Source organism: Mycobacterium sp. SVM_VP21, from assembly GCA_024758765.1.
Taxonomy (GTDB): Bacteria; Actinomycetota; Actinomycetes; order Mycobacteriales; family Mycobacteriaceae; genus Mycobacterium; species Mycobacterium heraklionense_C.
Genome location: CP101406.1, coordinates 4,559,256 through 4,577,424, shown reverse-complemented (window position 1 = coordinate 4,577,424; position 18,169 = coordinate 4,559,256). Strand labels below are relative to the sequence as shown.

The following is an 18,169-nucleotide window of genomic DNA, read 5'->3' as shown; positions in this document are numbered from 1 at the left end:
GTGGTTACCGTCCGCCGATGCCAACGTAGTCACGCTCGGTGTAGCCGGTGTAGATCTGGCGGGGCCGGCCGATCTTGCTGTCGCCCTCGTCGTGCATCTCGCGCCAGTGCGCGATCCAGCCGGGCAGCCGGCCCAGCGCGAACAGCACCGTGAACATCTGGGCCGGGAAGCCGATCGCCCGGTAGATCAGGCCGGTGTAGAAGTCGACGTTCGGGTAGAGCTTGCGCTCGACGAAGTAGTCATCGGTCAGCGCGGCCTCTTCGAGGTCCTTGGCGATGTTGAGCAGTTCGTCATCACCGCCGAGCTTGCCGAGGATCTTGTCGGCCTGTTCCTTGACGATGCGCGCCCGCGGGTCATAGTTCTTGTAGACCCGGTGGCCGAAGCCCATCAGCTTGACGCCGTCTTCGCGGTTCTTGACCTTGCGCACGAAGTCGGTGACGTTGCCGTTCTGCTGGTCGCGGATCTGCTCGAGCATCTCCAGCACCGCCTGGTTGGCGCCACCGTGCAGCGGGCCCCATAGCGCGTTGATGCCGCCGGAGATCGAGGTGAACAGGTTGGCCCGCGAGGAGCCCACCAGCCGCACCGTCGACGTCGAGCAGTTCTGCTCGTGGTCGGCGTGCAGGATGAACAGCATGTCCAGGGCGCGGACCACCTCGGGGTCGGCCTCATAGGGCTCGGCCGGCAGGCCGAACGTCATCCGCAGGAAGTTCTCCACCAGGCTCAGCGAGTTGTCCGGGTACAGGAACGGCTGGCCGGCCGACTTCTTGTAGGCGTAGGCAGCGATGGTGGGCAGCTTGCCCAGCAGCCGGATGGTGGACAGTTCCACCTGGTCGTTGTCCGACGGGTCCAGCGAGTCCTGGTAGTAGGCGCTCAACGCGTTGACCACGCTGGAGAGCACCGGCATCGGGTGGGCGTTGCGCGGGAAGCCGTCGAAGAACCGCTTCAGGTCCTCGTGCAGCATGGTGTGCCGCTGAATCCGGCCGGTGAACGCGGCCAGCTGGTCAGAGGTAGGCAGCTCGCCGTAGATCAGCAAGTAGCTGACCTCGATGAAGGTCGACTTCTCGGCCAGCTGTTCGATCGGGTAACCGCGGTAGCGCAGGATGCCGGCGTCACCGTCGATGTAGGTGATGGCGCTCTTGACCGGCGAGGTGTTGGCGTAGCCATTGTCGAACGTGGTGTAGCCGGTCTTGGCGAGCAGCGAACCGATGGCGAGAGCGTCGGACCCCTCGGTCGCCTTGACGATCGGCAGTTCTAGCTCGCCGCCCGGATACCGGAGAGTGGCGGTGTCATCGGTTGCGGCCACAAGGAACCCCTTTGCGCTATTCGGCTGAAAGATTGGGCGTGTATAGGAAAAGGTAGTCGGTTCCGGGCCGACGCGCCCGCCCGGGGCCGAGGTATCCCCTATCGACGTTCCGGTGGCGGCGGTCGGTGTACAGCGCCGGGCCGGCGATAGCGCAGGAAAGCGGGCGCTGCCAGGGCTGCGAGCATCACACCCACCACCACCAGGGCCCCGCCGCCGGCGGATGCCGCGGCCGTCCCCACGACCGCGCCGGCGGCACCGTGCACCGCATCGGCGAGCCGCGGGCCACCGGCGACGATCACGGTGAACACCCCTTGCAGCCGGCCACGGATCTCGTCGGAGGCGGCCTGCTGCAGCATCGTCGAGCGGAACGCCGCCGAGACCATGTCCGCGGCGCCACCGACCGCCAGGAACACCAGCGCCACCCACAGCGCTCGGCCCGCGTGCCCTCCGCCGTGGCCGACCGCGAGTCCGAAGCCGATCATGGCCACTCCCCAGATCACGATCGCAGCCACCACGGCCAGGCCCTGACGGGTGATCCGCGGCAGCCACCCCGAGAACACCCCGCCGAGCACCGCGCCGGCCGACATCGCCGCGGCCAGCAGGGCCATGGTGGTGCCGCCCTCCACGGGCCCGCCGAAGTCCGCGCTGGCGATCTGCGGGAACAGTGCCCTGGGCATGCCGAGGATCATGGCGATCAGGTCCACCACGAACGACATCAGCACCACGGTGTTGCCGGCCAGGTAACGGAATCCGTCCAGCACGGCCGCGATCCCGAAGCGGGACGGGCCCGACGACCCACTCGGCGGCATGGGCGCCAGCCGAAACGTCGCCCAGATCGGCACCAGGCACGTCACCGCGTCGATCAGATACAGGGTGGACAGGTCGACCCAGCCGAGCAGCAGCCCGGCCAGCAGGGGCCCGACGATCGCCCCGAACTGCATGACCGTCATGTTGAGCGAATTGGCGGCCGGCAGATCGCCGCCGGCCACCAGCCGCGGAATCGCTGCGGATCTGGTCGGGGAGTTGACCGCGTAGAAACCCTGCTGGACGGCCAGCAGACCGAGCACCACCCACACGTTCTCCAGTCCGGCCGCGGCTTGGAACCACAGCAGCAGCGAGGCCGCCGCCAGCCCGCAGGACGCGATGATCAGCAGCTTGCGGCGGTCCATGGCGTCGGCCCAGGCGCCGCCGAGCAGACCGAAGACGACCAGCGGCACCAGCGCGAACAGACCGGACAGCCCGACGTAGGCCGAGCTGCGGGTCAGCGCGTAGATCTGTACCGGCACCGCGAAGATGGTCAGGTTCGCCCCGATGACGGTCGGGATCCCGGCCACCCACAGCCGTCGGAAATCGGGACTGCGCAGCGGAGTGGTGTCGGCGAATATTCTCATTTGCGCAGCACCGGACTCACGGTTGGAGTCGCTCCACCCGCCCGCCGGTAACCCGAATCCGGTTGTGCAACCGGCCTTCCCGGCCCTGCCAGAACTCCACCACCGCCGGGGCGATCCGGTAGCCACGCCAGTTCGACGGCGCGGGGATCGACTCGGCGCCGGCGAATTGGGCCGTCACAGCGTCCAACTGCGCCAGCAGCGCGGCCCGTGACGCGATGGGCTGCGACTGCTGCGAGGCGCAGAAACCCAACTGGGACGCCCGCGGTCGGTGGGACCAGTACTCGGCGCTGACCGACTCGTCGAGCATCGTGACCGGCCCGCGAATGTGGACCTGGCGGCCCAGCTGATACCAGGGAAAAGTGGCCGATGCGTACGGTGTCGCGGCCAGCTCGGCAGCCTTGGCGGAGTCGGTGTCGGTGAAAAACGTCACACCGCATCCGTCGAGGTTATTGCACAGCACCGAGCGGCTGACCGGACGGCCGGCCTCGACGGTAGCCAACACCATGGCGTTGGGCTCGGCGATCCCTGCGCGCTCGGCGTCGCCGATCCAGTTACGCAGCAAAACCTCCCAACCTTCCTCGAGCCAGTCCGCGTCGAGGTCGCCGCTGTTGTCCTTCTCCTGGTATTCCACTCGCATCGCCGCCAGGTGCTCGTTGTCGGGGCCGGTCCTGTGCACCGCACAACGCTACGCCGCGCCGCAGACCAGCCGTCGTTACCGGCCGGTAGCAAGCGCTGCGCGCCCGGGTGGAAGAATCCACGGTATGACTGCTGCGGTCCCGGAGAACTTTGTCGCCGGCTTGGAAGGCACGGTTGCCTTCACTACTGAAATCGCCGAACCGGACAAGGACGGCGGCGCGCTGCGCTACCGCGGTGTGGACATCGAGGACTTGGCCGGCAAGGTCGGCTTCGGCGACGTGTGGGCTCTGCTGGTCGACGGCGACTTCAGCCGTCCGCTGGCGCCCGCCGAGCCGCTGGAGCTGCCGATTCGCACCGGCGACGTCCGGGTCGACGCCCAGGCCGGCGTGGCGATGCTGGCGCCGCAGTGGGGCTTTGAGCCGTTGTTGGACACCGACGACGCCACCGCCCGCGATCAGCTGGCCCGCGCGTCGGTGATGGTGCTGTCCTATGTCGCGCAGTCGGCTCGGGGCCAGGAGCCGGCGGTGTCGCAGCAGACGATCGACGGGTGCTCCACCATCACTGAGCGGTTCATGACCCGCTGGCGCGGCGAGCCCGACCCGCGGCACACCGAGGCGATCGACGCCTACTGGGTGTCGGCGGCCGAGCACGGCATGAACGCCTCGACGTTCACCGGCCGGGTGATCGCTTCTACCGGCGCCGACGTCGGCGCGGCGCTGTCCGGCGCGATCGGCGCGATGAGTGGCCCGCTGCACGGCGGCGCCCCGGCGCGGGTGATCCCGATGATCGCCGAGGCGGAGCGCACCGGCGACGCGCGCGCGGTGGTCAAGGGCATCCTGGACCGGCGCGAGAAGCTGATGGGCTTCGGCCACCGGGTGTACCGCGCCGAAGACCCGCGCGCCCGAGTACTGCGGGCCACCGCCAAGCGACTGTCGGCTCCGCGTTTTGAGGTGGCCGCCGCACTGGAGCAGGCGGCGCTGGCCGAGCTTCGGGAGCGTCGCCCCGACCGGGCCATCGAGACCAACGTGGAGTTCTGGGCGGCGGTGATCCTGGACTTCGCCGAGGTGCCCCCGGCCATGATGCCGGCGATGTTCACCTGTGGCCGCACCGCGGGCTGGTGCGCCCACATCATGGAGCAGAAGCGACTGGGCAAGCTGGTGCGCCCGTCGGCGATCTACGTCGGGCCGGGGCCGCGCAGCGCGGAATCCGTTGCGGGCTGGGAACACGTCACCCAAGCCTGACCCGCCGCATGACCCGGCCGCCCGTGCGCCGAACGTGTAATCAGCCCAAGATTCAGCGCGATTTTTCGATCTGAGTACACGCTCGGCGGCCCCCAGGCCCCCAGGCCCCCAGCGCCCCGCAGGCGCGGCGGTTCAGCCCCGTCGCAGCGCGCGGAGCAGGTTCTGCAGCAGCGGCAGATCCGAATGGTCCTTGACCACGTCGAGCATGTCCGGCACCCTGGTGAACTTCACCCGCGGGCGGTCTTGTGCTTCGCCGCGGGCGATTTCGGCTTTGTCGATGGCCTTCCACCCGGCGGCGTCGATGACATCGGGTTGCTGGGCGTGCACCATCCGGGCGACTGCCCGCGGGCCGGCGATCGGCTCCGTCAGCAGACCTGCGTTGTAGTCGACGGCCAGCGTCTGGATGGTCTTGAGCGAGTCAGACTTGTTGGAGCCGATAAACCCGTTGGTACCGCGCTTGATCCAGCCCGACACGTACGCTCCCGGAACTCGCTCACCGGTCGCCGGGTCGATCACGCGACCGCCCTCGTTCGGGACGACGCCGGCAGCGTCGTCGAACGGCAGGTCGGCGATGGGCGTTCCGTGGTAGCCGATCGAAGTCAGCACCAGGCCGGCGTCGATGCGTCGCACCTGATCGGTTCCGGTGACAGTGAACTCCACTGCGCTGCAACGGCCATCACCGAGAACTCGCGCCGGGGTCAACTCGTAGGCGAATCGAATCCGGGGACGGGTGATCGGCGCCGACGCGTCACCCAACTTGCTCAATATCTCCAGCTTCTGCCGGGTCAAGGTGTCCTGAACCCTCGCCAGGTCGTCACGCACCCGGGCATGGTCCTCGGCGTCGAGGACCACCTCAGCGGTCTGCGTCAGCCCCACCAGCTCGGGCAGGGTGAACGCAGAAGACGCTGGGCCGCGTCGGGCGACGATCACCACTTCGGAAACAGCCGAGTCCCGCAGCGTTGCCAGCGCGTAGTCGGCGATGTCGGTGCGGGCCAGTCGGTCCGGGTCGGCGGTGAGGACGCGTGCCACATCGAGGGCGACGTTGCCGTTGCCCACGATCACCGCCCGTTCGCAGCTGAGATCGACTGGCAGGTCGGCGAACTCGGGATGACCGTTGTACCAGCCGACGATCCCGGTCGCGGTGCCCGTTCCGGGCAACCCCATGCCATCGATCTCGAGTCGCCGGTCGTGCAGCGCACCCGAGGCGTACAGCACGGCGTGGTGGTGCTGCAGCAGGTCCGCGTGACTCAGGTGCTTTCCCACCTCGACGTTGAGGAAGAACTGGAAACCACGACGCGAGGAAATCTCGTCGAACAGCCGGGTGGCCAGCTTGGTGCGCTGGTGGTCCGGGGCGACTCCGGCCCGCACCAACCCGTAAGGGGTGGGCAGCTTCTCGAACATATTCACCAGCACACCCTGCTGGGTCATTAGTTCGTCGGCCGCGTACATGGCCGCCGGGCCGGAGCCGACGATAGCCACGGTCAGCGGATATTTGCCGCGCTGATGCAGCTCGGCGGCCGGCAGGATGGGCGCCAGCTTGGAGGTCGGCGGGAGCTTCACCCCTGCAGGGCGTTCCGGGTAGAACGACTTGTTGATCTCCATGAACGGCAACTGTTCGGCCATCACCTTGGTGTGCGGGACGATCGCGTCGACCGGGCATGCCCGCACGCAGGCTCCGCAGTCCACACACGCATCGGGGTCGATATAGAGCATCTCCGACGTGGCGAACTCGGGCTCGTCCGGCGTGGGGTGAATGCAGTTGACCGGGCAGGCGAACACACACGACGCGTCGTTACAACACGCCTGGGTAATTACGTGCGGCATGACCTGAGGGCGGCGCTACGCGACCGAAGCGGCAACGGGCGTGAGGTGCGCACGCTGCGGCTGGCTGCGGAACCGGGACGGTGCGCCGTGAATCCGGCATATCCGCCACACCAACTTGGCGATCGGGTTCATCAGACCGGTGTCGTGGCAGAGCATCCGGACGTCGCCGAACATGTCCTGCAACATCTGTCGAGCCTCGACCGACCGGAAGAAGATGTCTTTGCGGACCTCGCGCGGAATGTCGAATTCGGTCCAGAAGGCCTTGGGCGGCACCACGATCGCCGAACACAAGATCCGCATCACGATCGGCACGTACAGCGACAGCCAGAACCGCTTGCGACGGGGCAGGTTCGGAATGCGCTTGTGCAGATATTCGTGCGCGAAGGAGATGTGCCGCGCCTCTTCGGCCACGTGAATGGCCATCACCCGTTCCATGATCGGGTGCAGGGTCTTGCCTTCGCGCAGGATGGCCTTCTGGATGTGGTCGATGGGCTCTTCGCCGGCGAGGATGCCGAACCAGAACGGGATCGGCAGCGGTCCGGCGACCAGCGGAATGAACGGCTGCACCCACTTGAGCAACCGCGGCATCCCGGGCACGTCGGCGCCGATGTGGTTCACCATCTCCTGGAACATCATGGTGTGGTTGCACTCTTCCACCGCCTCGTGCAGGCAGTAGCGGTACTCGGGTGAGCCGTTGGGCGTCCAGAATGCGTATTCCATCAGGCCGCGGATCAGGATCGACTCGAAGTGCAGCCCGACTTTGGCGACGTTGGCCTGGCGCCACATGCCGATCTTGATCTGGACGTCTTCGGGCTGGGCCTGGTACCACGAGTGTCGACCGATCGGGTCGGTACCCGGCAGGATCCAGCGCGGGTCGTTCTCGGTGACCTTGAACTCCGGAGTGTCCCAGTCGATGTCGGTGTACGGATTGAAGTTCCGGCGCACCGACCCTTCCGACAAGGTGTTGAGGATCTCGACGTAGTTCGCGTCGTCGGTCACTTCCATGTTGGCTCGCCACCGGCGCACGATTCGGGTTCGAGCGGCTTTCTGAGCCATTGGAGACACCTCCAGCAGTCGTTTACATTTAGTAGGCTTATGTACAACGGTACCGCAGGTACTGGGTACCCGTCCAGACTCCGGATCAACACTGTGGGCGTGACAGGTGTCGAGCGGCTCGGGTGATCCACGTCACAATAAACCTGCCCTGCGAAGTCGCGCCGCCCGCTGTCTACGCTAGAGACCATGGCTGAGCAGCTCACGATCCCGGACAACATCAAGCCCGCTGACGGACGGTTCGGCTGCGGGCCGTCGAAGGTCCGCCCTGAGCAGTTGAACGCGCTGGTCACCACCGCAGCGCCGCTGTTCGGCACCTCCCACCGTCAGGCGCCGGTCAAGGACTTGGTCGGCCGCGTCCGCTCCGGGTTGCGCGAACTGTTCTCGGTGCCCGACGGCTACGAGGTGGTCCTGGGCAACGGCGGGTCCACGGCCTTCTGGGATGCCGCAGCGTTCGGGCTGGTCGACAAGCGGTCGCTGCACCTGACCTACGGCGAGTTCAGCGCGAAGTTCGCCTCGGCGGTGGCCAAGAACCCCTTCGTCGGCGACCCGATCGTCATCAAGGCCGACGCGGGCAGCGCCCCCGAGCCGCAGTCCGACCCGTCGGTCGACGTGATCGCCTGGGCGCACAACGAGACCTCCACCGGGGTCGCGGTGCCGGTGCGCCGGCCTAAGAGCCCCGGTGGGGATGGAGGGGCCCTGGTCGTGATCGACGCGACATCGGGTGCCGGCGGCCTGCCAGTCGACATCACCGAGGTCGACGCCTACTACTTCGCGCCGCAGAAGAACTTCGCCTCCGACGGCGGGCTATGGCTGTCCATCATGAGCCCGGCAGCACTGGCCCGCATCGAGGCCATCGCCGCGTCCGGCCGATGGGTGCCGGAGTTCCTCTCCCTGCCGATCGCGGTGGACAACAGCACAAAGAACCAGACCTACAACACCCCGGCGATCGCCACCCTGGCGCTGTTGGCCGAGCAGCTGGACTGGATGCTGGGCAACGGTGGCCTGGACTGGGCGGTGAAACGCACCGCGGACTCGTCGCAGCGGCTGTACTCGTGGGCCGAGGAGCGGTCGTTCACCACGCCGTTCGTCGCAGACCCGGCGTTGCGCTCTCAGGTCGTGGGCACCATCGACTTCGTCGACGAGGTGGATGCGGCGGCCGTGGCCAAGGTGCTTCGGGCCAACGGCATCGTCGACACCGAGCCCTACCGCAAGCTGGGCCGCAACCAGCTGCGGGTCGCGATGTTCCCGGCCGTGGAACCCGACGACGTCAGCGCCCTGACCCAGTGCGTGGACTGGGTGGTCGAACGCCTCTGAGCTCGGCTCTGAGCAATGCCCTCTGAGCTCGGCGGACCCGCCTCTTTGAACCCGCCGGGTTCATGCGGCGGTCCCAGCTTCGCCTCTCCTCCGTCGAGGCTCGCTGAACCGCCGTGATCGGATCGTTATAACGCCCGCGTGTCACGCCGAGCCGGGCTGTTCACTGGACTAGAGTCCGCACGTAACCGGGCGTTCGCAAGGAGAAGTCATGCGGGAACTGAGGGCCATCGGCCTCGACGTCGACGGCAAGCACATCATCTGCGAAAGCGCCGGAGACGGCGAAGACCACACCGAGATGTTCCGGGTCCGCATCGACGACCGGTTGCGCGGCGCTGTGCGCGGCGAGGGCCACCGCGTCGGACAGAATCCGGGTGATGCGGCCAGCAGCATGCTGCGCCCCAAAGACATCCAGGCACGCATCCGCGCCGGCGCCTCGGTTGAACAGGTGGCTGCCGCCGCCGGTGTGGACGTCGCCCGCGTCGAGCGCTTCGCACACCCGGTGCTGCTGGAACGATCCCGGGCCGCGGAGCTCGCAACCGCTGCCCACCCGGTGCTGTCCGACGGCCCGGCGGTACCGACCCTGCTGGAGGTCGTCACCTCCGCGCTGGTGTCGCGGGGCTTGAGCTCCGACAGCAGCAGCTGGGACGCGTGGCGCAATGACGACGGGCGCTGGACGGTGCAGCTGGCGTGGAAGGCCGGGCGCTCGGACAACGTCGCGCACTTCTGGTTCACGCCGGGAGCGCATGGCGGGACGGTGACCGCTGTCGACGACGCGGCCATGGAGTTGATCGACCCCGGCTTCGGCCGTCCGCTGCGGCCCGTCGCCACGGTGGCCGAGTTGGACTTCGAGACTCCGGCCGCCCCCGCGGTGGTCGAAGAGGAGCCGGTGCAGCAACGCGCGGGGACCCGCGGCCGCCGCAGCAAGCCCGAAGTCCCGGGGTGGGAGGACGTCCTGCTCGGGGTGCGCTCGACCGGTCAGCGCTGAGCGACCAGCGCCAGCAGCGCCAGCCACGCACCCACCACGCCGATTCCGGCGCCCAAAGCCAACCATCGCAGCACCGGGGTGCGTCGCCAGCCCCATACCGTGGGCGCCAGCCCGCCCACCGCAATCAGATTGAGCGCCATCGCCAGTGCCGGGTGGACGCGCAGCAGGCCCAGGCTCAACACGGTGATCGCGGTGCCGGTCACCGCCGCGACGAACCCCGCAACAGTCAGACCCGTCCCCCACGGCGTACTGGGGGTCGACGTCATTCCGGCAGCCTAATGCGCTCGTAGAACGCCAGCGCGGCGGCGGTGGCTACGTTGAGCGAGTCAGTTCCCCGCGACATCGGGATGCGGACCCGCATATCGCTGGCGCGCATCGCCCGCTCCGACAGCCCCGGCCCCTCCGCGCCGACCAGCACCGCTACCGGTTCGTCGCGCACCTTCGCCATCGCGCTCGACAACAGCTCGGCCCGCGGGTCCGGAGTCATCGCCAGCAGCCGGAAACCCTGCTCGCGCAGCATCGTCAGGTCCCCGGGCCAGTCCGCCGAACAGGCGAACGGCACCAGCAGGGCGTGCCCCATCGAGACCCGCACCGAGCGCCGGTAGAGCGGGTCGGCGCAGCCGCTGCCGAACACCACCGCGTCCACACCCAAGCCGGCACCGTTGCGAAAGATCGAGCCCAGATTCTCGTGGTCGTTGACGCCCTCAAGCACCGCGATCGTCCGGGCCCCGGCGACCAGGTCAGCCACCGACGGCTCGGAGACCCGCGAGGCGGCGGCCAGCACACCGCGGTTGAGGTGAAAACCCACCACCGCGGTCATCACCTCGGCAGACACCCGGTAATACGGGACGCCCGGGGCGTCGGGTGCAGTCAGGTCCGGCACCAACTCTGTGAGCCGCCGATCGGTGCCCAGCAGCGCCCGCGGGGTGAACCGCGATGCCAGCATCCGCTGGACCACCAGCACCCCTTCGGCGATCACCAGCCCCTTGCCGGTGGGCAAATCGGGTCGACGATCGATGCTGTTCAGATCGCGGAAGTCATCCAGCCGGGAATCTCTGGGGTCATCGATATCGACAACATCGACGACCCTGGCCACTGCGGGAACTTTACCGGCGAGGCGCTAACGTCAACGGCGATGACCCCTCAGCACTCCCCGGAGCCCTCCCTTCAGCCGCCACCGCTGCCGACCGCGCTGCTGCGGATCTGGCCGGTAATCGGCGCCGGCGTCACCGGTTTCTGCTGCGCGACCATCGCCGCGTTCACGGTGCCCGCACTGGAAGGGTGGCGGCCGGTGAGCGTGGCGGGCCTCGGCGTCGGGATGGTGGGCACCACAATTTTTCTGGTGCAACGCGGGGCGGCACGACGCGGCGCGCGCGGAGCCCAAACCGGGCTGGAACACGAATAGAGTAATGACCCGACGATTCGAGGAGGAACGCCATGGCAGCCCCACTGTTGACGGCACAGGTCGACATCGATGCACCGGTGGCCAAGGTCTGGGCACTGATCTCCGACTTCCGGCGGATGCCCGAATGGAGCCCGCAGTGCCGGTGGATGAAGCCGCTCGGTGCGGTGCGCCAGGGAACCCGCACGATCAACTTCAACCGGCGCGGACGGATGTACTGGCCCACCAGCTCCGTCATCACCGAGTACATCCCGGAGCGCAAGCTGGCCTTCCGCGTCACCGAGAACCACAGTGTGTGGACCTACGAACTCGAACCGACCGCCACTGGCACTCGGGTGGTCGAGAGTCGGCACGTCGAGAACGGCAACACCACCGCGGTCTCCGCGTTTTTGGTGGGCAAGTTCATGGGCGGGACGCCTACCTTCGAACGCGAGCTGGTTGAAGGTATGAACGCTTCACTGCGCAAGATCAAGGCCGCTGCAGAGAACGCCTGACGCTCCTGTGGCGGCGGAGTAGCGTCCCCTGAAATGGGGAGATACGGGAGGAATCCATGGAAACCGTGAAATCCGCAGTGCGACTGCCGAGCATCGCCATCGCAGCGACCGCGCTGGTTGCCGCTGGCCTGACCCCGGTGGTCGCGTCACCCGAAATCACCACGCGCGCCGCAGCCGCGGTGTCGGCCGAGGTGACGCTGGCCGCCAACGCGGTCGTCGACAGCTTCGACACCCTCGCCGGGCTGGCGCCTTTCGACCTGTCCAGCATTGCCGACGAACTCAACGTGCCGGGCACGGTCGACCTGTCCGAAGTCCTTCCCGGCGCCGCCAATGCGTTGGACGTTCCCGGCGCTGCCGCCGCGTTCGACATCGTCGGCCTGTTCAACGCGGAAGTGGCGGCCGCCGTAGGACTGTTCAACCGCTTTATCAGCCTGCCGTTTACGTTGTACAACGACATCTCGAACGTGGTCACCAGCCTGATCAACCTCGACTTCGGGATGGCCTTCAGCCAGGCGGCCACCATCCCGCTGGACATCGTCAACTATGTGCTCGGCCTACCGGGAGCGGTGGTCAACACCGCCTTCAACATGATCTTTGTGCTCCCGGGCGAGTACCTGTTCAACTTCGGTTAGGCACTCCGTGGCGACCGATGTCGACTTAGGCATCGGCGAGCAGAGTTCGGGCCACGACATCGATGATCGCTGCCCGAGCCCGTCGGTGGCTCCAACCGCGGTCGACGGTCAGCGCGCGGTAGGGGCCGGTGCTGTGACCGAGTGCCCACCACAGGTCCACCGCCTGGTCGACTGATACCCGCAGCGGCCCGGCTTCGGCAAGCAGTTGCACCAGCCCGCGAAGGTCGTTACGACGACGGCGTTCAAGTTCGCTCTGCAGCTCGGCGATCTCCGGGTCGGAGGCTGCCACTGAGCGCACGATCTCGTCGATCGGAGCCACCCGGCGCAGAACGTCGCGGGTCGCATCGGTGATCAGCTCGAGGCGGCGACGCTGGTCGGGCTCGGCCTTCACCCGGGTAAGCCAGTCCCCGGTACTCCAGGCTTCGGTGCTGGGCGCTCCGGCCGACGCCTGTTCGACCACGACGCGCAGTATGTCTCGCTTGGTGCCGAACACGGCGTACACGGTCTCCTGCGATACCTGTGCCCGCGCAGCGATCTGCGCGATCGTGGTGGTGGCGTAGCCGTTCTCGATGAACCCAGCCGTCGCGGCGCTAATGATCGCCGCACGTGTCTCCTCACGCTGCCGGGTGCGCGCAGCGGAGCGATATTGCCGTCGAGGCTTGACTTCCTCAGCCATTTAAGTACAGTTCAGCTGTATTCATTACATGACCACCGCAACTAAATATGTCCATCCTGGCAGTCCATCATCTCGTGATCGTGTCGCACAAGCTGCGCGCGACACGGGTTCTACGCCGACACGAAGGCCTTCCCACGGCCCGAGACGGCGAAGGAGGCCCTCATGCCGACGGACGCGTTCGACATGGCGATCGTTCACAAGGTATTCCGCAGCGAGTTGCATGACGTTCCCACCTTGATTCGGAACGTCACGGCCGGCGACACCGCGCGCTCTGCTGTCGTCGCCTCGCACATCGAGCTGATCACGGCCGCACTACACCACCACCATGCAGCTGAGGATGAGTTGATCTGGCCGAAACTGCACTGCCGAGCAACCGAATTCGCCGAAGCCGTCGCGCGTATGGAACAAGCTCATCGCGCGATCGCCGCCGCTGACGCCAAGGTCAAGTCAGTTCTGACGTCCTGGGTACGCACCGCCGATGCCGGGCTCGCTGCGCAACTCCTCGATGCCGTGGCGGATCTGTCGGCACGGGTGGACGAGCACCTTGCCGATGAAGAGCGCAACATCGTCCCGCTCATCAACCAACACCTGACCGTCGAGGAATGGCAGCAATGCGCCGCCCGCGGCTCCGAATTGATCTCGCGGAAGAACTTCCGACTCGGTCTTGTGTTGGGCGGCTTGACTTTCGATGCATCATCGGCAGATGAGGCCCGACGAATCCTGAACCACATACCGCTCCTGCAACGCATCGCCGTCCGGCTACTCGCTCGCCGCACGTTAGATCGGTACCGAGCCGTTCTCTACGGCACGCAGGCAACGGCACTGAGCACACGGCGCGGAGTTCAAGGACGTGACGTCGCAGAGCCTTCAGCCCGCGAGATCATCGAGAACTTTCGTACTTGTGAGTTGACCACGATGTCTCGAGACGGCTCGCCACAGACCTGGCCGATCTGCCCCCTTTTGCTTCCCGATGGACGCTTCCTGCTCTGTACCAGCATCGGCCTGCCCCAGAAAGCATTCAACATCCGTCGCAACCCGAAGGTGAGCATGTTGTTCTCCGAGCCCACCGGCTCAGGCTTCGACAATCCAGGCGCGGTCCTGGTCCAAGGCGACGCCATCGCCGAGGATCGCATCGTCGCCGATCTGAGGGAGAATCGCGACTTGCGCCGGTTGTTCGAGCAGGTCTGCGCACGACAGCCGGCAAGTGCCTTCATGAGCAGTTGGCTCGGTCGGCGACTGTTTCCCTTCTACTATGTACGCCTTGCGATACAGGTAACGCCATACCGGATATTGCATTGGCCTACCAGAGATTTCAGCCAAAGCCCGCGTCGAGTCGACGTCGAAGAGCTCAGTTATGTGGGCTGACGCGGCCCGGGAACTGGCGGCGTTCTCGGAAATCGGCGGCGTAGTGACGGCGGCCGATTCCTATGGCTATCCGGTCAGCGTCCGACAGGCCGCTCTGCCCTTGAATCCCGCCACGGGCGAGATGGTCATTGCGTGGCCGAACGGCCTCGACGTCGTCGAGGGCCCGGCCAACCTACTCTGCCACTCGCATGACGAAAAGCTCTGGCACCTGAAAGCCCTGCGCATCCAGGGACGCCTGGAGCGCCGCGGGGACGCTTGGATCTTCGTCGGTTCCGCGTTCACACCATCCGCACGCATGGCAGTGGTGTTGTCGCGCGCTGCCAGAAGTAACCGCGCAGCGGGAAACCGCTACTTAGCCAGGCGGGGACTCATTCGGCCGCAGGTGAATTGGACGGAAGTCAAGGAGATTCATCGTCGCGCACGACTCGGGCAGCAGCGCTAACGGTAGAGCCAACCTCGAAAACGGCGGTGCCGTCAGGTTGCCTCCGGGTCCGCCGGCTCGGCGGGAATATGGTCGACCGTTTCGCCGGCGGCATCTGACTCTGGTGCTACTGGTTCGGGCTCCACCGTTGGTTCCGCCATCTCGGTCTCCACGGTCGCTTCGACGGCCGCCTCGGTCACCTCATCAGGCGCGTCCGACGCCCCGTCCGCCGACTCGGCCGCCACGTCTGTGGCCTCGGCCGCGACTTCAGCCACCGGCTCAGCCGGCTCGTCAACCGGTTCGCTGACCTCGTCAGCCGGCAGAGCCGCAGGAGCCGTCGCGACATCGACGAGCTCCAGCACGCCGTCGTCGTAGGGCTCGTATACCGGGGAACCGGTGCCCGCAGGCGCCGGAGTGTCACTGTGCGCACCGCAGCCGTACCGGTTGTCGACTACATGTCCGTCGGCGGACATCTCGTTACCGCAGACGCCGAACACCGTGCCCAGCTCACCGGCGAGCGGCAAATAGAAGCCACAGTCGCGGCAGACTCGTTTGGTGGACCGTGCCATCGCCGAATCCGGGCCGTACTCGCCGTCGTGCCAGCGCTGCGCCGCCTCGGCGCGACCCACCGGACTCATCAGCCAGCGTCGGCCCAGGCCGATCTCGCCGGCCACCTCGTCGAGCTGCGGGTCGCCGCTCGAGGTGTAACCGGGCACCAGCCGCGGGTCGTCGGCGGGCGGCGCCAGCAGATCCCCCGGCCCCAGGTCGCCGGGCCGCACCCGCTGGTCCCACGGCACCCACTCCGGCGCCAGCAAGGCGGTGGGGCCGGGCACCAACACAACCTCACTGACCGTGGGCTCCGTGGCGCCCGGGATCGCCGCGACGACGACAGCCCACTGCCAGCCCTGATAACCGGGCAGCACCGCACCGAACCGGTGGGTGGCGGCGGTCGGGTCTTCGTAGTCGACCCCCAGGTGCTCACCGACAGTGTCGGCGCCGCTGAACTCGGCGACGGCCGAGCGGGCGTGCTCGACGGCCTCGGCCAGCACCGTGGGCACGGCGATGGTCGCAGTGGCTGATTCTGCGCTGGGTCGCATCACGCGGGTCCCTTCCGTTCAATGACGTCCCTATACTGCCGCAGCGCGGCTCCATCAGCCACATGCAGGCACGATCACGGCCTACGCGGTCCTGCGGCGGACATAGGGAAGAATCGCGGATGTGTCTGCACGGCGTCGTGATCTCCCCGAACCGGGCCGGCGCAGCCGTCCGTCACCGGTCTCCGGCCGAGGTACGCGCAACGGCTCGGCCGGCCAGCATCCCGGCATGGCCAACTACCCCAGCAACACCACCGGTGACCAGCGGCAGCGCAAGCCCATGCCCAGCGACAACCGGTACCTGCCACCGCTGCGCGAACATACCGGCACGCCTCGTCGCCCCGAGGCGCCGAGCGGTTCAGGTCCCAGCGATCGCGTCACGGTCACTCGAGCTGCCGCGGCGCGCAGTCGCGAAATGGGCTCGCGAATGTATGGGCTGGTACAACGCGCCGCCACCGCCGACGGCGCCGACAAATCTGGACTGACCGCACTGACCTGGCCGGTGGTGGCGAACTTCGCGGTGGACGCGGCGATGGCCGTCGCGCTGGCCAACACCTTGTTTTTCGCGGCGGCGGCCGGCGAGAGCAAGGGCCGGGTGGCGCTGTATCTGCTGGTGACAATCGCACCGTTCGCGGTGGTCGCGCCGCTGATCGGTCCCGCTCTGGATCGCGTCCAGCATGGCCGACGCGCGGCGTTGGCCATGTCGTTCTCGCTGCGAACCCTGCTGGCCCTGGTGCTGATCGCCAACTACGACGGGGTCGCGGGCACCTTCGGCTCCTGGGTGCTCTACCCCTGCGCGTTGGCGATGATGGCGCTGTCCAAGTCGTTCACGGTGTTACGCAGTGCGGTCACGCCACGGGTCATGCCGCCGTCGATCGATCTGGTGCGGGTCAACTCCCGGCTGACGATGTTCGGTCTACTCGGCGGCACCATCGTCGGCGGCGGTGTCGCCGCGGCAGCCGAGTACATCTTCACCCGGCTGCTACAGCTACCGGGGGCATTGTTGGTGCTCGTGGCGGTCTCGGTGGCCGGGGCGGTCCTGTCGATGCGGATCCCGCGCTGGGTGGAAGTGACGGCCGGCGAGATCCCGACCACCTTGAGCTACCGCTTCGACGAACGGCCCCGAAGCTGGCCCGAACAGGTCCGGCGTGCCGGCGGGGCGCTGAGCCAGCCACTGCGGCAACCGCTGGGCCGCAATATCATCGCCGCGCTGTGGGGCAATTGCACCATCAAGGCCATGGTCGGGTTCTTGTTCTTGTATCCGGCGTTCGTGGCCAAGCAGCACAATGCCGGCGGTTGGGTACAGCTGGGCATTCTCGGACTGATCGGAGCGGCCGCCGGCCTGGGCAATTTCGCCGGGAACTTCACCAGCGCTCGACTGCGACTGGGACGCCCCGCGGTGCTGGTGGTGCGCTGCACCATGGCGGTGACTGCCGTCGCGCTGGCGGCGGCGGTGGCCGGGACCCTGGTGATGGCGGCGATCGCCGCGTTGGTGACGTCGGGAGCCAGTGCGATCTCGAAAGCGTCGCTGGACGCAGCGCTGCAGGACGACTTGCCCGAAGAGTCACGGGCATCGGCATTCGGCCGCACCGAGTCGACCCTGCAACTGGCCTGGGTGTTGGGTGGCGCACTGGGCGTGTTGGTATATACCGACTTGTGGGTGGGCTTCACCGCGATCACCGCTCTGCTGATCCCGGGTCTGGCCCAGACCATCCTGTCGTTCCACGGCGACTCGTTGATTCCCGGCCTGGGGGGCAACCGGCCGGTGTTGATCGAGCAGGACGGTGCCCGCCTCGATCCGGCAAGACAGGGGTGATGTAGGAGTGAAACGCTCGACGGCCGTGCTGGTGGCTGCGCTGACGGTGGTGACCGCAGCGCTCGCCGGATTCGCCACCTGGTGGTTCACCCGGGCCGAGGAGCCGCTGCCGCCGCAGATCAGCGCATACTCCAACGGGCATCTCACCCGCACCGGTCCATACATGTACTGCAACGTGCTCAACCTCGATGAGTGCCTGCTGACCGAAGCGCAGGGCACGTTGGCGGTCGATTCGCGTCATCCGGTGCAGCTGTCGGTGGACGAGACCATCGGGCGAGCGCCGTGGCAGCTGTGGCGGCTCTACGACGACCCGGCCGACACCACCAAAGAGACATATCCGGCGGGCAGCACCCTGGCGGTCACCGTCCCCACCGTGGATCCGCAGCGCGGTCTGCTGCGCGGGCTGGTGGTGCAGCTGCCCACCCTGATCGTCGACGCCAGAACCGGCGAGCTGTTCACGGCCTCGCACGCCGAGTGGGCGGTGGGCACGCGCTGGAATCGTCACGCGCTGGATTGATG

General features: G+C 67.3%; 19 protein-coding genes. 10 read left to right on the top strand and 9 right to left on the bottom strand.

Annotation, left to right across the window (positions count from 1 at the left end):
- Positions 1 to 4: 4 nt before the first annotated feature.
- The 3 genes from NM962_21425 to pdxH all read right to left on the bottom strand — a co-directional run bounded on the left by NM962_21425 (position 5) and on the right by pdxH (position 3,331).
- Positions 5 to 1,303, bottom strand: a complete 1,299-nt coding sequence (locus NM962_21425; protein UVO12387.1) for a citrate synthase — start codon at positions 1,301 to 1,303, stop codon at positions 5 to 7.
- 98 nt (positions 1,304 to 1,401) lie between these two features.
- A complete protein-coding gene (locus NM962_21420) occupies positions 1,402 to 2,694 on the bottom strand; it encodes an MFS transporter (protein ID UVO12386.1) in 1,293 nt (430 codons plus the stop codon).
- A gap of 16 nt (positions 2,695 to 2,710) precedes the next feature.
- A complete protein-coding gene (gene pdxH / locus NM962_21415; protein UVO14880.1) occupies positions 2,711 to 3,331 on the bottom strand; it encodes a pyridoxamine 5'-phosphate oxidase in 621 nt (206 codons plus the stop codon).
- Between the two features lie 124 nt (positions 3,332 to 3,455).
- Between pdxH and NM962_21410 the strand changes: the two genes are divergently transcribed.
- Complete coding sequence (locus tag NM962_21410) at positions 3,456 to 4,571, top strand: citrate synthase 2 (protein ID UVO12385.1); 1,116 nt, start codon at positions 3,456 to 3,458, stop codon at positions 4,569 to 4,571.
- Positions 4,572 to 4,703: 132 nt separating this feature from the next.
- Here the strand turns inward: NM962_21410 and NM962_21405 are convergent, their stop codons facing one another.
- Complete coding sequence (locus NM962_21405) at positions 4,704 to 6,395, bottom strand: FAD-dependent oxidoreductase (GenBank protein UVO12384.1); 1,692 nt, start codon at positions 6,393 to 6,395, stop codon at positions 4,704 to 4,706.
- A gap of 15 nt (positions 6,396 to 6,410) precedes the next feature.
- Positions 6,411 to 7,451 (bottom strand): diiron oxygenase, encoded by a 1,041-nt coding sequence (locus NM962_21400; GenBank protein UVO12383.1) that lies wholly within the window; start codon positions 7,449 to 7,451, stop codon positions 6,411 to 6,413.
- Between the two features lie 186 nt (positions 7,452 to 7,637).
- Between NM962_21400 and serC the strand changes: the two genes are divergently transcribed.
- Positions 7,638 to 8,765 (top strand): phosphoserine transaminase, encoded by a 1,128-nt coding sequence (gene serC, locus NM962_21395; protein ID UVO12382.1) that lies wholly within the window; start codon positions 7,638 to 7,640, stop codon positions 8,763 to 8,765.
- Positions 8,766 to 8,973: 208 nt separating this feature from the next.
- On the top strand, positions 8,974 to 9,750 hold the full coding sequence (sepH, locus tag NM962_21390) for a septation protein SepH (GenBank protein ID UVO12381.1): 777 nt from the start codon (positions 8,974 to 8,976) through the stop codon (positions 9,748 to 9,750).
- Here sepH and NM962_21385 read toward each other — a convergent pair.
- A complete protein-coding gene (locus NM962_21385) occupies positions 9,741 to 10,016 on the bottom strand; it encodes a DUF2537 domain-containing protein (GenBank protein UVO12380.1) in 276 nt (91 codons plus the stop codon). The two genes, sepH and NM962_21385, sit on opposite strands and share 10 nt — an antisense overlap.
- Positions 10,013 to 10,846 carry an RNA methyltransferase gene (locus NM962_21380; protein UVO12379.1) on the bottom strand — a complete coding sequence of 278 codons (834 nt, stop codon included), beginning with the start codon at positions 10,844 to 10,846 and terminating at the stop codon, positions 10,013 to 10,015. Before NM962_21380 ends, NM962_21385 begins: the two co-directional genes overlap by 4 nt.
- 39 nt (positions 10,847 to 10,885) lie before the next feature.
- On the opposite strand from NM962_21380, the gene NM962_21375 reads away from it, so the two are divergent.
- Genes NM962_21375 through NM962_21365 form a run of 3 tightly spaced genes read left to right on the top strand, consistent with a single transcriptional unit; the run spans position 10,886 to position 12,278 of the window.
- Positions 10,886 to 11,155: a DUF2530 domain-containing protein gene (locus NM962_21375; protein ID UVO12378.1), complete on the top strand. Its 270-nt coding sequence runs from the start codon at positions 10,886 to 10,888 to the stop codon at positions 11,153 to 11,155.
- A 32-nt stretch (positions 11,156 to 11,187) separates the two neighbouring features.
- Positions 11,188 to 11,646, top strand: coding sequence for an SRPBCC family protein (locus tag NM962_21370; protein UVO12377.1), 459 nt, complete (start codon positions 11,188 to 11,190; stop codon positions 11,644 to 11,646).
- 56 nt (positions 11,647 to 11,702) lie between these two features.
- A complete protein-coding gene (locus NM962_21365; protein UVO12376.1) occupies positions 11,703 to 12,278 on the top strand; it encodes a hypothetical protein in 576 nt (191 codons plus the stop codon).
- A 25-nt stretch (positions 12,279 to 12,303) separates the two neighbouring features.
- Here NM962_21365 and NM962_21360 read toward each other — a convergent pair whose 3' ends face one another.
- Positions 12,304 to 12,954 carry a TetR/AcrR family transcriptional regulator gene (locus NM962_21360; protein ID UVO12375.1) on the bottom strand — a complete coding sequence of 217 codons (651 nt, stop codon included), beginning with the start codon at positions 12,952 to 12,954 and terminating at the stop codon, positions 12,304 to 12,306.
- 162 nt (positions 12,955 to 13,116) lie between these two features.
- Here NM962_21360 and NM962_21355 point away from each other — a divergent pair, with 162 nt between their 5' ends.
- Positions 13,117 to 14,319, top strand: a complete 1,203-nt coding sequence (locus NM962_21355; protein UVO12374.1) for a hemerythrin domain-containing protein — start codon at positions 13,117 to 13,119, stop codon at positions 14,317 to 14,319.
- Positions 14,309 to 14,761, top strand: coding sequence for a hypothetical protein (locus tag NM962_21350; protein ID UVO12373.1), 453 nt, complete (start codon positions 14,309 to 14,311; stop codon positions 14,759 to 14,761). Before NM962_21355 ends, NM962_21350 begins: the two co-directional genes overlap by 11 nt.
- A 32-nt stretch (positions 14,762 to 14,793) precedes the next feature.
- Here NM962_21350 and NM962_21345 read toward each other — a convergent pair whose 3' ends face one another.
- Positions 14,794 to 15,837 carry a DUF3027 domain-containing protein gene (locus NM962_21345; protein UVO12372.1) on the bottom strand — a complete coding sequence of 348 codons (1,044 nt, stop codon included), beginning with the start codon at positions 15,835 to 15,837 and terminating at the stop codon, positions 14,794 to 14,796.
- Between the two features lie 226 nt (positions 15,838 to 16,063).
- On the opposite strand from NM962_21345, the gene NM962_21340 reads away from it, so the two are divergent.
- Together NM962_21340 and NM962_21335 are read left to right on the top strand one after the other, a co-directional pair.
- Positions 16,064 to 17,650: an MFS transporter gene (locus tag NM962_21340; protein UVO14879.1), complete on the top strand. Its 1,587-nt coding sequence runs from the start codon at positions 16,064 to 16,066 to the stop codon at positions 17,648 to 17,650.
- A 7-nt stretch (positions 17,651 to 17,657) separates the two neighbouring features.
- The gene (locus tag NM962_21335) at positions 17,658 to 18,167 is read left to right on the top strand and encodes a DUF2771 domain-containing protein (protein UVO12371.1); all 510 of its coding nucleotides are present in this window, start codon (positions 17,658 to 17,660) and stop codon (positions 18,165 to 18,167) included.
- Positions 18,168 to 18,169: the final 2 nt, after the last annotated feature.

What these genes read in the sequence shown, in the direction of transcription:
- NM962_21385 (UVO12380.1), bottom strand. Translation starts at nt 10,016, where the DNA reads ATGACGTCGACCCCCAGTACGCCGTGGGGGACGGGTCTGACTGTTGCG.
- NM962_21360 (UVO12375.1), bottom strand. Translation starts at nt 12,954, where the DNA reads ATGGCTGAGGAAGTCAAGCCTCGACGGCAATATCGCTCCGCTGCGCGC.
- NM962_21345 (UVO12372.1), bottom strand. Translation starts at nt 15,837, where the DNA reads ATGCGACCCAGCGCAGAATCAGCCACTGCGACCATCGCCGTGCCCACG.
- NM962_21350 (UVO12373.1), top strand. Translation starts at nt 14,309, where the DNA reads ATGTGGGCTGACGCGGCCCGGGAACTGGCGGCGTTCTCGGAAATCGGC.
- NM962_21340 (UVO14879.1), top strand. Translation starts at nt 16,064, where the DNA reads ATGGCCAACTACCCCAGCAACACCACCGGTGACCAGCGGCAGCGCAAG.
- NM962_21410 (UVO12385.1), top strand. Translation starts at nt 3,456, where the DNA reads ATGACTGCTGCGGTCCCGGAGAACTTTGTCGCCGGCTTGGAAGGCACG.
- sepH (UVO12381.1), top strand. Translation starts at nt 8,974, where the DNA reads ATGCGGGAACTGAGGGCCATCGGCCTCGACGTCGACGGCAAGCACATC.
- NM962_21420 (UVO12386.1), bottom strand. Translation starts at nt 2,694, where the DNA reads ATGAGAATATTCGCCGACACCACTCCGCTGCGCAGTCCCGATTTCCGA.
- serC (UVO12382.1), top strand. Translation starts at nt 7,638, where the DNA reads ATGGCTGAGCAGCTCACGATCCCGGACAACATCAAGCCCGCTGACGGA.
- NM962_21375 (UVO12378.1), top strand. Translation starts at nt 10,886, where the DNA reads ATGACCCCTCAGCACTCCCCGGAGCCCTCCCTTCAGCCGCCACCGCTG.
- NM962_21355 (UVO12374.1), top strand. Translation starts at nt 13,117, where the DNA reads ATGCCGACGGACGCGTTCGACATGGCGATCGTTCACAAGGTATTCCGC.
- NM962_21400 (UVO12383.1), bottom strand. Translation starts at nt 7,451, where the DNA reads ATGGCTCAGAAAGCCGCTCGAACCCGAATCGTGCGCCGGTGGCGAGCC.
- NM962_21405 (UVO12384.1), bottom strand. Translation starts at nt 6,395, where the DNA reads ATGCCGCACGTAATTACCCAGGCGTGTTGTAACGACGCGTCGTGTGTG.
- pdxH (UVO14880.1), bottom strand. Translation starts at nt 3,331, where the DNA reads ATGCGAGTGGAATACCAGGAGAAGGACAACAGCGGCGACCTCGACGCG.
- NM962_21370 (UVO12377.1), top strand. Translation starts at nt 11,188, where the DNA reads ATGGCAGCCCCACTGTTGACGGCACAGGTCGACATCGATGCACCGGTG.
- NM962_21365 (UVO12376.1), top strand. Translation starts at nt 11,703, where the DNA reads ATGGAAACCGTGAAATCCGCAGTGCGACTGCCGAGCATCGCCATCGCA.